Raw genomic sequence first — 13,010 nt, forward strand, 5'->3', positions numbered from 1 at the left:
CATCAAACGCAAAGGAGAATCTCATGCCCCCGAAGGACCTGCCTTACCCGCTGTTCGACGCAGACAACCATCTGTACGAGACTGCCGAGGCCCTCACCAAGTACCTCCCGGCGAAGTACAAGGACGCCATCAAGTACGTCGAGGTCGACGGACGCACCAAGATCGCCATTCGCGGACAGATCAGTGAGTACATCCCCAACCCCACGTTCAGCGTCGTTGCACGCCCGGGTTCCATGGAGGAGTACTTCAAGAACGGAAACCCCGAAGGCAAGAGCCGTCGCGAGATCTTCGGTAAGTCCATGAAGGCAATCCCCGCCTTCAGCGAGCCGGGCCCGCGCCTGGAACTCATGGACGAGTTGGGCGTCGACCGCACGCTGATGTTCCCGACCCTCGCCAGCCTGGTCGAAGAGCGGATGCGTGACGATCCGGACCTGATTCACGCTGTTGTGCACGCACTCAACGAGTGGCTGTACGAGACATGGCAGTTCAACTACAAGGACCGCATCTTCACCACCCCGGTGATCAGCCTGCCGATCCTCGACAAGGCACTCGAAGAACTCGAGTGGGTTGCCGAGCGCGGCGCAAGGGCTATTCTCGTGCGACCGGCACCCGTCCCCGGATTCAAGGGCCCTCGTTCGTTTGCCATGCCGGAGTTCGACCCCTTCTGGAAGCGCGTCGTTGAGCTCGACCTCCTCGTCGCGATGCACTCGTCGGACAGCGGATACGCGCGCTTCGACGCCGAGTGGGAAGGCACGGACGGCGAGATGCTGCCGTTCCAGACCAACACGTTCCGCATGGTCAACGAGTGGCGTCCCGTACAGGACACCGTGGCATCGTGGGTCTGCCACGGCGCACTGTTCCGCTTCCCTGACCTCAAGCTTGCGGTCATCGAAAGTGGATCTGCCTGGCTGCGGCCACTTCTGGACAGCCTCGCCGACACCTTCAAGAAGGCACCTGAAGGCTTCGGTATGCAGGATCCCGTCGCTGCGATCAAGCGCCAGGTCCACGTCAGCCCGTTCTACGAGGAGGGCGTGACCGATCTGATCGATCTCGTCGGAGTCGACCGAGTGCTCTTCGGCTCGGACTACCCGCATCCGGAGGGCTTGGCAGAGCCGCGGCACTTCGCGGACATGCTCGGGCACCTGGACGAGAAGGATCAGGCAAAGATCATGGGCGGCAACCTTGCAGGGCTCCTTTCGCTGTGAAGTGGCAGACCATCCCTGAGATGGTCCTGAGTGCGGCCGACCGCTTCGGCACTGCCGAAGCGGTCGTCGACGGGCCCGTCCGGATCACCTTCGTCGAACTCGCTGATCGGGTCCGCCGGGCCGCTGGCGCTCTGGCCTCGATCGGCGTGGACAAGGGCGATCGAGTGGCGATCTGGGCGCCCAACTCCGCCGAATGGATCATCGCCGCATTCGGCATCTTGACCGCCGGCGGAGTGCTGGTTCCCGTCAACACGCGGTACAAGGCCGACGAGGCCGCCGACATCATCCGACGGAGCGGCGCCAAAGCCGTACTCGTCCAGAAGGGGTTCCTGGGCCTCGAGTACAGTGCACCCGATGACGTACCGGTCATCGACTTGAAGTCGGATTTCCTTTCCAGCGGTGCACCTTTCGAATGCGAGATCAGCGGCGACGACATCGCCGACATCATGTACACGTCGGGAACGACCGGCCGCCCCAAGGGCGTCATGATGAACCATCACCAGACACTGCGAATGTTCTCGGAGTGGTGCGATCTCGCAGACCTGAGGGAAGGCGATCGCTACCTGGTCGTCAACCCGTTCTTCCACATGTTCGGCTACAAAGCAGGCGTTGTCGCGTCGTTGATTCGCGGCGCCACCATCCTGCCCGTAGCCGTTCTCGACGTGGATCAGGTACTGGAACTGGTCGAGACCGAGAAGATCACCATGCTCCCGGGACCGCCGACGCTCTACCAGTCACTGCTGTCCGCTCCCAGCACCCGAGATCTGTCGTCACTACGTGCTGCGGTCACCGGATCGGCGGACATTCCGGTAGAACTCATCCGCCGGGTCGCAAAGGAACTTCCGTTCCAGACCATCATGACGGGTTACGGCTTGAGCGAAGGGGGAACGGCAACCGCGTCGCGCCCCGGCGACTCGTTCGAGCAGATAGCAACTACCGTCGGTACACCATGTGACGGAATCGAATTGCGAATCGCAGATGATTCCGAGGTACTGATTCGCGGATACAACGTCATGCAGGGATACCTTGACGATCCGCAGGCAACCGCCGAAGCGATCGACACGGACGGTTGGCTGCACACCGGCGATCTCGGAAAGCTTGACGACGAGGGACGGCTCAGTATCGTCGGCCGCAAGAAGGACATGTTCATCGTCGGCGGGTTCAACGCATATCCAGCCGAGATCGAAGGTTTCCTCCTCGAACACCCGGCAGTCGATCAGGTTGCCGTGATCGGCGTTCCCGACGAACGAATGGGGCAGGTCGGCAAAGCCTTTGTCGTCACCAAACATCCTGTGGCAGCGGAAGACCTACTCTCCTGGAGCCGCGAGCGGATGGCCGGGTTCAAAGCTCCTCGCACTGTCGAGTTCCTCGACGCACTGCCACTCAATGCGACTGGCAAAGTCATGAAAGACCAATTGAGATAACCGAACTCACGTTTGAATTGAGGAGGCGTGTAATGAACGACCATGATGCGATATTGACGTTCGCCCTGAAGTGGCGACATTGGAACGGCGGACCCGCCGAAGACATTTTTGTCCAATTCGGGATCACGCCTGATCAATTCTTCCGTCGCCTCCACAGCATCCTGGAGGTCGGAGAGCAGAGCGACCTCTCACCCGAGATCGCGGCAGAACTCGCGTACATCTGCGATCTGCGACTGAACCCCGTTGAACTCAGGCTGGCCGGTTGAGCACCCAGAGTGGTTTGGACCAGACTGATTTCACCACCTTCGACGATATCCGAGCCGCTGTCGGGACAACGATCGGCACCAGCGATTGGATCACGATCGATCAGAAACGGATCGATCTCTTCGCGGCAGCCACCGACGACGACCAGTGGATACATGTCGATACGGACCGTGCTGCAGACGGACCGTACGGCGCCACCATCGCACATGGATTCCTGACATTGTCATTGCTGGCACCGATAGTTCAGACAGTCATGGCCGTCAGTTGCGCCCGCATGGCGCTCAACTACGGACTGGGGAAAGTGCGGTTCATCAGCCCGGTCTTGGTGGACAGCCGGGTGCGGGGAACAGTGGAGCTCACTTCCGTCACCGACATCGACGGCGGAATCCAAGTGGAGCGCACCGTCACGATCACCGCCGAAGGGTCCGAGCGGCCCGCCTGTGTCGCACAAAATCTGGTTCGATACTTGAGCTGACATCTGTTGGCGTGCACGTGCATGCGACGTCGACGCCGGTGCTACCGGCGTCGACGTCGCGTCGTTGTGGGCGATCAGCAACCGGGAACCGGCGCCCCGCCGCCCTGAATCGCCAACAGCGTGCAGAACGTCGCGGCCGACACCTTCCACTCACCGGCCTGCTCTAGCGCTTCACCGGACTGGTCCGGCAGAACCGGAGCCCCGTTCATCAGAAGCGTCCACTTCACGGCAGCGTTCGTGCCGGTGGCCTCGACACCTTGAACCGTTGCCGTGGTTGCCGTGGCCTGCGGATTGGCCGTCAGCGCTTCGAGAGTCGGCAGGAACACGTCACCGTTCTCGACAAGAGCGGCACGATCCGCGGGCGGAGTAGTTCCGTTGAAGAAGGTGACAAAGACGTCCGTGATCTCCTTGGTCGTCGCGTCGTCGGCCGCAGCCGCCGCGGTGGTCCCCGCAGACGACGTGCCCGAAGTCTTCGTGGCCGCTGCCGAAGTTGTTGTGGTGTCAGCGGTGTCGCTGTCGGAATCACTGCTGCAGCCTGTGACCGTGGCGGCCACGACGGCAACAAAACCGGCGGCGGCCACGACTCGACGAATTACCGAATTGCGCATGACGGATCCTCTCCGATGGGCGGACGGGTTCCACCCACCATGGGCTTTCCACCACGATGTTTCGGAACACCGTGGTTGCAAAAAACTTTCACCAGCTCACGGACGCGCCCGTCCGCACCGAACCGCCGCGAGGAACAACGGCAGCTGCGGCTGTCAGGGTTGAATATCGTGCTCGGAGAGTCGATCTCCCACCAGGCTCAGGTCGTATGACTGCCTGGCCATCCAGAACCTGAGGAATCCGGTAATGGAATAGCGGATGTACAGTGCCGACCCGCTCACGCCGAGTGAAATCCCGACGAGGGCAAGAATGATCGCGTCGCGCTGCACCAAGGGATCGGAAGTGTTGTGCGAGAGAAAGTACGACGCGATACCCAAGGCCGGACCGATCACCATCAGCACCAGTCCCAACCTGAGCCAAAGGGCGGATCGGCCGGCGGAGGGATCGGGAATCTTCTGTTCGGCCAACTCGCGAGTGAAGCGGTCGGCGCGGGTTTCAGTCGCGGTCATGTGACACTCCCAAGGTAGAGGGCAGCTAATTCGGAACGCAGTGCGCCATCGGGGCTGCCCTGCTTCTGGATCCGGCCACGCACCAGAACTGCTGCGTGATCGGCAAATTCGAGCACGGTGTTCGCGAACTGCTCGACCACCAGTACGGTGACACCCGCTCTGGCAATCAGGGCGACCTGCTCGTAGAGTTGGCCGACGATCAACGGCGCGAGCCCCATCGACAACTCGTCGAGGAGAAGGACAGCGGGGTCCGTCGCGAGACCGCGGGCGAGCGCGAGCATCTGCTGCTCACCGCCGGACAGTGTGCCTGCCGTCTGCGATGCGCGCTGGGCGAGGATCGGAAACCGAGCAAACGCGATCTCCTCGATTTCCTCGCGCGTGCGACCCGTGAACGTCATCATGAGCAAGTTGTCCCGAACGCTCAGGTTGGGAAACACACCACGGCCTTCCGGGATCAGGCAGACACCGGATCTGGCCAGATCCCGAGGACGAATCCCACTGACATCGCGCCCTCCAACCACGAGTTGCCCCGAGGTGATCGGATGAACTCCGGCAGCGACTCGGAGAGTCGTCGTCTTCCCGGCACCGTTGGGCCCCAGCAAGGCAGTTATCTGACCTGGCGCCACACTGAGGTCGATCCCGTGCAGAACCGTGATCTCGTCGTAACGCGCTCGTACACGCCGCAATTCGAGGATCGGATTCATGATCCCCCCAGATACGCTGCCAGAACAGCGTCGTCGCGGCGGATCAGTTCGGGCGGGCCGACGGAGATGATCTTCCCGAGATCGAGTACATACACCTGGTCGCACACGTTCATCACCAATTCCATGTCATGTTCGACAAGCAGGACAGCCATCCCCTCCTCCGCCAGAGAGCGCAAAATCAGCGAGAACCGCTCTGTTTCTTCGCGGTCCTGACCTGCGGCGGGCTCGTCGAGCAAAAGGGTGGTGGGATTCACGGCCATTGCTCTGGCCACCTCGACGAGGCGACCCATGCCGGTGGACAAGGAGTCCGCGGTTGTCGTGGCAACCAGTCCTAATCCGAGTCGATCGATGATGTCGTCGGCGACGGATCCGGCCTTGCGTCGCTGCGACCCCAGTTCCGCGGCAACCAGGAGGTTGTCGCGGACGCTGAGTCGGCCGAAGAGTTCCAGTCGTTGAAACGTCCGCGCCAGACCGTGTTTCGCACGCCGGGACGGCCCGGCTCTGGTCACGTCGCGGCCACCGAGAAACACCTTTCCCGTGGCCGGCTTGCGGAGCCCGGAAATGACGTCGAACAGCGTGCTCTTGCCTGCCCCGTTCGGTCCGATCAGTCCGGTCACGTGACCACGCTCCGCCTTCAGCGAGACCCCGGAGAGCGCGCGTTGACCGCCGAACATCACCGTGATGTCCTCAACTTCGAGCTGCGACTTCACGACTGAGCACCTCCCCGTCTTCGGCGGTCCATGGGCGCGATATGCCCCACAACTCCACCGGAATTTCCGGCTCCGCCGGAACCTGACGATGCCGCGCTTCGGCCCAACTGCGGGCGGCCAATGCCCCGATCACTACGCCCACCACGAGTACGTACCCGTTGACGACGTCATTGACACGCAAAACCCACAGCGCTGCAATCCAACCCAGCAAGACCGCCATTACAAGGCGGTCCCGGAGAGCCGATTCCCAGCGCCGGCGCAAGCTCGGCACAACTCCGTCGTCGACCGCTCCGGAACTGTAAGCGAGGCCGGCAGCAGCGGGCAGCGTCTGCACGAGGTTGGCGGCCGCCGGCCACAAGGCCACGATCGCGTTCAACGGGCCGGCAATCATCGTGCCCGTGAAGAGCCCGTTACCCACAACTCCCAGGCCACCCACGACAGCGATCAGGAAAATACCCAGCCCGGCAACAAAACTGAACTGTTCGGCGGTGACCGACATCAGTTGCATTCCGTACAGCGCCCCACCAAGCCCCGCAATACCAGCGGCAAGCGCAAACACCAGCATCTTGGTCAACAGCAGACTGCCCCCGAGGGTCGCGAAGGCAGCCTCACTGTCGCGCAGCGCAATCAACCGGCGGCCGAGTCGCCCGCGGCGCAACGCGGCCACGGCGATCGTGACGAGGGCAAGACAGATCGCGGAGAACACCGTCAGTTCTGCCGGAGTATTCACCTCTAATCCGAACAGTCGTGGGCCGACCAAATCCACTGAGCCCTGGTCGAACAGCACGATCTCGACTCCGAACACCTCGAAGGACGGGATCGTGAATATCCATCGGTCGAAGACGGCCGCAATGGCCGCCGTCCCGAGTGCCAGGTAGACACCATTGAGCCGGAGCGCGGGGATCGCGATGACCGCTCCGACAATGCCCGCGATGACCATCACCGCCAAAAGTGCCCACCACTGCCCATTTCCGCCCAAGCGTGCACAGACAATTGCACCCACCCCCGCCATGGTCAACTGCGCAAGTGATATCTGACCGGCGTAACCGACAAGTGGAACGAAGGACAACGCGATCACGCCGAACGCGAAGATCTGTCCGTAGGTGATCAGATCACCTTCACCCAGCACTGTGGCCAAGACGAGACCGAACGCGACGATCACCCCGGCGAAGGCTAACGTCCCTCGAACGCTCGGTAGCGGAACCGCACTGAGGTGACGGTCGCGTCCTCGAAGTCGCCCGTGCGGAAAGAGCAACAGCGCGAGCAACAGCAATATCGCCGGCGCCGCCAGCCGCAGACCTGGGAGGTACGGATTCTGCGGGAGGTAGCCGGTCAGATACGCCTCCATGCAGCCCACGACAATTGCGCCGACAAATGTCATGGGCAGGCTCTTCAACCGACCGAATATCGCTGCGGCATAAGCACTGACGATGACCAGCGACAGTTGGGTCGCGTCGAGCGCAACCATCGGAGCGATGAGGATACCGCCGATTGCGGCCAACACGGTTCCCAGAATCCAGGCAACCCGGTTGGCCCGTACCGGATCTGCCCCGGTAAGTCCCACCAAGGCACGGTCATCGACGGTCGCTCGCATTTCGGTTCCGGTTCGGGTGCGCAGCATCAGTATTCGCAGACACACCGCAACGGCGATCGCCACCACCAGTGTCAAGGCTTGATGCCAACTGATTGTTGCTGACCCGATGTGAAAAGAGTTCTGCTCGGCAAAGAACCTGGGAAGCGAGCGAGCTTTGTTCGGATTCCAGATCCATCGGGCGAGCGCAATCAGACCGCTCAGCAACGCGATCGTCATCACCAGCTTCTCGGCCTCGCCGAGAGCCTGAACCGGCCGCACCAACAGTTCGACGAGAAGCCCGAAAGCCGGTGCAAGAACCAGAAGTACGGTCGCTACCGACAACCACACCGGCCAGCCCCACCCGACACTGAGCTGCCAGTAGGAGAATGCCGCCATCATGCCGGTCGCGCCGTGTGCGAAGTTGAACACTCCGGTGGTGGTATAGGTGACCACCAAGCCGCTGCCGATGATCGCGTAGATCGCGGCCGTGCTCAGACCGACGATCCCGAAGGTGACGAATTGTTCCATTACTCGAAATCGCCCATGCTCATACCGACGTCTGCCAGTGTCATCGGCGTGCCGAAGTCGGCGACCAACTTGCGAGCCGGGATATCGCAGCGGTAGAGACCGTTGTCGGGATTGAAGTCTGCTGCCTGCCAACCGTCCGACGTGGCCTGTTCGACATTGAAGCACGGCTGCGGTGGAATCGGATTCGCCATATCGTTTGCGGCATGCAAACCGCCTCCGGTCCAAGCAGTCTCGGCCGTCGCTGCCTTGTAGAGGCAAGCACGGGTAAGTTCGTCGCCACAACTGGCAGCCGACTTCGCGAACAGCAGCCACGATGACATCGCCCGCATCGCCGGGAGTGTGATCTGCGCATTCGGTGCGTACTTCTCGTACAGAGCCTCGAGCTCCGCCACCGCAGGCTCGTCACTTTCCAACGGCGCCACACCACTGAGATCTACGAGGTTGTTCTGGAAGTCGGCGGACTTCCCCAGCAGTTCGATGAACGACGCGTTGTAGGCGTTATTGTTGGCATCGATCCAGTCGAGCTTGTAGTCCATGTTGGTGAGGACCTCTTCGAGCTTGGCCAACTGACCGAACTCACCCATGAAGATCAACCCTTTGACGCCCTTGCTCTTGATTGCTTGCGCGTACGGAGTCCAGTCCGACACACCCATCGCCGGATACAGCTCGTTGTAGACCAGCGTGGCACCGGCGGCCTCGAGGGTCTCAGCGGTAACGCCCGCAATCGCTTTGGTGACAGCGGAATCGCCGTTGATCATTCCCACCGCACCCTTCGAATCCGGATACGCCTCGTTCACCACCCAGGTTCGGAAACCGTTGTAATTGTCATAGCCCGGGATCTTTGCGGGAGATGCACTGACTTCGAGATCAGCTCCGGCAGAACGCTCTTGGACGGCCTGAGCTGGGAAACTCGGCAACATACACGTCAGCCGGTCCTTGACGCCGAGAGCATCCAAGGCGGCGCCACCACCGACGAGCGCAAAGTCGTCACGACAGGCTTCGACCATTCGCTGACGAACCTCCATCAGCTTCGCATCGCGGGTGGTAGCGACCACTTTACGACCGTTGATACCTCCGGCGTCGTTACACCAGGACGTGAAAACTTTTGCCGCTTCCTCGAATTCGGCATTCTTGGTGAATCCCATATCCGAGAAAACTCCAATATCGATCTCGTCGGCAGTGACACCTTGAGCAGTGCCGCCTTGGGCGTCCCCAGACTGACAGACGTCCTGGAGATCACCGAAGTCGCCAGATGCAGACTGTGCGGTAGCCCCCTCACCACCGCCTTCGATGTTCTCGCTGCCGCCGCTCTCGCGGCCACTACATCCGCTGACAAGAAGTGCTGTCGCCGCGACGGCAACAAGTATTCGCTGTAGTTTCAACCGTTCCTCCTCGTTACTTGGCCCCACGGGCCGACCGATACAGGCTGAAGAGACCGGCGGACGCCGGCGGCGTGAGTGCCAAGGCCACGGGTGGGAGAGGCAGCGCGCCTAAATGGATTCGGACCGAACCCCGTGGCCGGTGGATCTCCGACGAGCGAGGGTCGAGTAAGTCGAAATCTGAACGGAATCGTACTGTGCCACTGGAAAAGAAACCAGGAAACGGACAATTTACATATACCAACCTCCGTTGACACCGATGAGCTGTCCCGTGATGAAGCCCGCGTTGTCCGTACAGAGGAACGCGCACGCCGCAGCCACATCACTGGGCAATCCGGCACGACGGACCGGCGTCATACTCGCGATGACGTCGACGCCGGGAAAATCTCCGTCCGCTTCGGACTTACGAGCCATCGGGGTATCGATGATCGATGGCGGGATCGAGTTGACGGTAATCCCCTGCGGCGCAAGCTCGAAGGACAGTGCCTTAGTAAGTGCGATGACGCCACCTTTGGACGCTACGTAGTGGGCCATGTTCGGCGCGCCCGACTGAGCGCTCGACGACGAGATGGTGACGATTCGACCCCACCCGGCTTCGATCATGTCGGGAACAACTGCCTGAATGGAGGTGAAGGTTCCGGTGAGGTTGACCGCGACGATATGGTCCCACTCCTCCGCACTGATCTCGGTTACCGGTGTGAACGTCTCGACACCCGCGCTGGTGACGATGATCGAGATCGGGCCGAGTTCACCGCGTACCGCGTCCATGGCAGCCCTGACACCAACACGATCGGTCACATCCACTTGGTATGCCATGGCCTCGGTGCCGTCCGCACTCAACTTCTCGGCAACACGTTGCGCTTCGTCGATATTTCTGTCCAACAATGCAACTCGGTGACCCTGCTCCGAAAGAGCCTGAGCCACAGACAGCCCGATACCCGATCCAGCGCCGGTCACGACCGCTACACGGTCGTTCGCGGAGGTCCCCTGAGTGGATGAAGTCATGTTGTTCTCCTTGTTCGTCAACGAGTTTCAGTCAACGGGTGCTAGTTAGTGGGTGCTAGTCAGTGGGTTTCAGTCATCACGGATTCCGCCGACGAGGATTCCGTCGCGGGGGTGTAGTCGAGATGCAGCGCCTTGAGGCCCCGCAGAATGTATGTCGGTTCGTATTCGTACGTCCGCGAGTCAGCTGGTCCGTGCTCGGCCTCGGAAATCCGAATGTCCTTCAGTCGATCCAGAAGTCGAGTGATGCTGACACGTGATTCGACGCGGGCCAGCGGACCACCCGGGCACGCGTGGATTCCTCGACCGAAAGCTATGTGCTCGCGCGCATTCTGCCGTTCGATGTCGAACGTGTCGGGATCTTCGAACCTTTCCGGATCACGGTTCACAGCACTGTTCAAGATCATGACGATGGTCCCGGCCGGAACATCCATGTCGCCAACAGTTGTCGGGTTCTTCGCAAGCCTGAAGTCGCTCTTGACCGGACCCTCCATCCGAAGTGTCTCCTCGACGAAATTGGGTATACGTTCCGGTTCGTCGCGAAGCAGTTGCTGCAGTTCGGGATTCTCGGCGATGAATCGGAAGGACGCGGTCAACAACCGCGCCGTCGTGTCCTGGCCGGCAGCGAACAAGAAGCACGCGACGTGCACGAGATCGACGACCTCCGGAGTCGAGCCGTCGGGATACTTGGCTGTGGCGATGGCCGTCAGAACATCGTCGCGCGGTTCCCGTCGACGGTCCTCGATGTACGACGTGAATCGCTCTGCCAGGAACTCGAGCGGATTGCTCGTGAAGGCCTCGGACTCGTCGATCGAGCCCGCCTGTTGCGCGCCGAGCGTCACGCGAAATACCTGATGGTCCTCTTCCGGTACACCGAGCAGATCAGCAATGACAAGCAGCGCAAACGGTTGCGCATAGTCGCTCATGAGGTTGCACGAGCCCCGGGCGATGAACTCGTCGATCTGGCGATCCGCGAGCCGCCACATGAACTCTTCGTTCTCCGCCAAACGCCTGGGCGTCAGCAGTCGCTTCAACAACGACCGGTGCGCCGCGTGCTGTGGCATGTCCATGGTCACCAGATGCTCGTGCAGCGGGAAATGATCGCGGTACTGCTCGATCAGAGCGCCGAGGTCGTCACCCTCGGGTTCGAACGGCAACCCGGGGAAGGGGCCCGTTGCCGAAACACACGACGAGAACACCTCGGAGTCGCGGTACACAGCAGTCGCCGCGTCGTACCCCGTCACGGCAACAACACCGTGGTGTGGCTCTCGCACGACGGGACACTGCGCGCGTAGGGATTCGAAGTACGGGTACGGATCATCCACGATCGACGGATCGGTGAAGAAGTCGACCTGATCGATTTCAGTCATTACGGGTCTCCTGTGTCGGAAAGCAGGGCATTGACGTCTTTGGGGCTGGGCACGTGTGTCGGAAGGCAGCGCACCCTCGGGACGGGCGGGGTCGACGGGCATCTAGGCGAGCCGAATTGTCGACGTCGCCTGGCAAATGCTGATCAGTCGATCAACATAATGCTGAGCATATGCGTAGCTTAGGGTGTAGGCAATGGTCTAGCGGAGTTTTCTTCGCATTAGGCTGTAGCGAGAACCGTTCACATGACCAGCCTTTGACGCTTAGGGAGCCACGGATGACTTCGCCACGCAGAATCGGCGCACCTGATGCAAAAAATCGAGCACTCCTCCTCGACGCCGCAGAACAAGTCATGCTGGAAGAGGGGTATGCGGCGGTCAGCTCTCGCCGCATCGCAAAGAAGGCCGGACTGAAGCCGCCGCTCGTGTACTACTACTTCCGCACGATGGACGATCTGTTTCTCGAACTGTTTCGTCGCCGCGCGGTAGAAGGTCTCGAGCGTCAGGCCGAACTACTGAAATCGCCACAACCCCTGAGAGCACTGTGGGAGTTCAGCATCGCAGCGGAGGGCACCGCCTTCACTATGGAGTTTGTCGCCCTCGCCAATCATCGGAAAGTCATCCGGGCGGAAATCGCCGACTACTCCGAGCGATTCCGCGCAGCTCAACTCGAAATAATGGGAAATGTGTTGCAGGAGTATGGTATCGATCCGAAAACATGCCCGCCTGCCGCAGCGCTGGTATTGATCACAAGCTTGTCACGCGTACTCGTGATGGAAGAGTCACTCGGCGTTTTCGGTGGGCACGCGGAGACCTTCGCCTTGGTCGAGGAGTATTTGGTTCGACTCGAAGGCAAACGGCTCGAAGACACGAATTAGACACAGCCCTAACCCTTTTGGGGCTTGCAATCTATTCTGTGAAGGTACAGTATCCAAGGTGGTGGATGACTTTACATTCACGCGGGTATGCGTTCCGATCCGCTGGAACCAATTTCGTTCGCGCACTCAGTGCAACACGGCATGGATTCGAGCCGTGAACTTGATCAGGGAGGACTCCGGATGCGCGTCGTCGTCGACAAGAATCTGTGTGAGGCAAATGCACTCTGCGTGGAAAACGCGCCGGAAGTATTTGCCCTCGACACCAACGAGGAACTGGAAGTAACTGCCGGCCAGGTACCGCACGACGCCGAAGACCGAGTTCGCACGTCGATTGCACAATGTCCCAGAGCGGCTCTCTCCGAACGTGAATGAGTGCGGAGCGGGGC

Annotated in this window: 14 protein-coding genes; 6 read left to right on the forward strand and 8 right to left on the reverse strand. The window is 60.9% G+C overall.

Annotation, left to right across the window (positions count from 1 at the left end; all coding sequences use genetic code 11):
- Positions 1-23: 23 nt before the first annotated feature.
- The 4 genes from C7T36_RS08530 to C7T36_RS08545 are packed head-to-tail and all read left to right on the forward strand — an operon-like array spanning position 24 to position 3,368.
- Positions 24-1,205 (forward strand): amidohydrolase family protein, encoded by a 1,182-nt coding sequence (locus tag C7T36_RS08530; protein ID WP_033231757.1) that lies wholly within the window; start codon positions 24-26, stop codon positions 1,203-1,205.
- On the forward strand, positions 1,202-2,629 hold the full coding sequence (locus C7T36_RS08535; RefSeq protein ID WP_084702444.1) for a FadD3 family acyl-CoA ligase: 1,428 nt from the start codon (positions 1,202-1,204) through the stop codon (positions 2,627-2,629). Before C7T36_RS08530 ends, C7T36_RS08535 begins: the two co-directional genes overlap by 4 nt.
- A gap of 32 nt (positions 2,630-2,661) precedes the next feature.
- Entirely contained in the window at positions 2,662-2,895 is a 234-nt protein-coding gene (locus C7T36_RS08540) for a hypothetical protein (RefSeq protein ID WP_033231759.1), read from the forward strand.
- A complete protein-coding gene (locus tag C7T36_RS08545) occupies positions 2,892-3,368 on the forward strand; it encodes a MaoC family dehydratase (RefSeq protein WP_033231760.1) in 477 nt (158 codons plus the stop codon). Before C7T36_RS08540 ends, C7T36_RS08545 begins: the two co-directional genes overlap by 4 nt.
- A 74-nt stretch (positions 3,369-3,442) precedes the next feature.
- On the opposite strand, the gene C7T36_RS08550 is transcribed toward C7T36_RS08545, so the two are convergent.
- The 8 genes from C7T36_RS08550 to C7T36_RS08585 all read right to left on the reverse strand — a co-directional run bounded on the left by C7T36_RS08550 (position 3,443) and on the right by C7T36_RS08585 (position 11,749).
- Entirely contained in the window at positions 3,443-3,976 is a 534-nt protein-coding gene (locus C7T36_RS08550) for a hypothetical protein (protein ID WP_045064714.1), read from the reverse strand.
- 153 nt (positions 3,977-4,129) lie between these two features.
- Entirely contained in the window at positions 4,130-4,483 is a 354-nt protein-coding gene (locus C7T36_RS08555; RefSeq protein ID WP_033231762.1) for a hypothetical protein, read from the reverse strand.
- Entirely contained in the window at positions 4,480-5,187 is a 708-nt protein-coding gene (locus tag C7T36_RS08560; protein ID WP_045064715.1) for an ABC transporter ATP-binding protein, read from the reverse strand. Before C7T36_RS08560 ends, C7T36_RS08555 begins: the two co-directional genes overlap by 4 nt.
- Entirely contained in the window at positions 5,184-5,897 is a 714-nt protein-coding gene (locus tag C7T36_RS08565) for an ABC transporter ATP-binding protein (RefSeq protein ID WP_230590008.1), read from the reverse strand. The genes C7T36_RS08560 and C7T36_RS08565 overlap by 4 nt, the downstream gene beginning before the upstream one ends.
- Positions 5,875-7,998 (reverse strand): ABC transporter permease, encoded by a 2,124-nt coding sequence (locus C7T36_RS08570; RefSeq protein WP_045064717.1) that lies wholly within the window; start codon positions 7,996-7,998, stop codon positions 5,875-5,877. The genes C7T36_RS08565 and C7T36_RS08570 overlap by 23 nt, the downstream gene beginning before the upstream one ends.
- Positions 7,998-9,380: an ABC transporter substrate-binding protein gene (locus C7T36_RS08575; protein ID WP_239654624.1), complete on the reverse strand. Its 1,383-nt coding sequence runs from the start codon at positions 9,378-9,380 to the stop codon at positions 7,998-8,000. The genes C7T36_RS08570 and C7T36_RS08575 overlap by 1 nt, the downstream gene beginning before the upstream one ends.
- Positions 9,381-9,608: 228 nt before the next feature.
- On the reverse strand, positions 9,609-10,382 hold the full coding sequence (locus C7T36_RS08580) for an SDR family NAD(P)-dependent oxidoreductase (protein ID WP_033231765.1): 774 nt from the start codon (positions 10,380-10,382) through the stop codon (positions 9,609-9,611).
- A 59-nt stretch (positions 10,383-10,441) separates the two neighbouring features.
- The gene (locus tag C7T36_RS08585; RefSeq protein ID WP_045064720.1) at positions 10,442-11,749 is read right to left on the reverse strand and encodes a cytochrome P450; all 1,308 of its coding nucleotides are present in this window, start codon (positions 11,747-11,749) and stop codon (positions 10,442-10,444) included.
- 275 nt (positions 11,750-12,024) lie between these two features.
- Here C7T36_RS08585 and C7T36_RS08590 point away from each other — a divergent pair, with 275 nt between their 5' ends.
- Positions 12,025-12,624 carry a TetR/AcrR family transcriptional regulator gene (locus C7T36_RS08590; protein WP_033231766.1) on the forward strand — a complete coding sequence of 200 codons (600 nt, stop codon included), beginning with the start codon at positions 12,025-12,027 and terminating at the stop codon, positions 12,622-12,624.
- Between the two features lie 141 nt (positions 12,625-12,765).
- Positions 12,766-12,996: a ferredoxin gene (locus C7T36_RS08595; protein ID WP_371851286.1), complete on the forward strand. Its 231-nt coding sequence runs from the start codon at positions 12,766-12,768 to the stop codon at positions 12,994-12,996.
- Positions 12,997-13,010 lie beyond the last annotated feature (14 nt).

Source organism: Rhodococcus sp. AD45-ID (assembly GCF_003023755.1).
In the GTDB taxonomy this organism is placed as follows: Bacteria; Actinomycetota; Actinomycetes; order Mycobacteriales; family Mycobacteriaceae; genus Rhodococcus_F; species Rhodococcus_F globerula.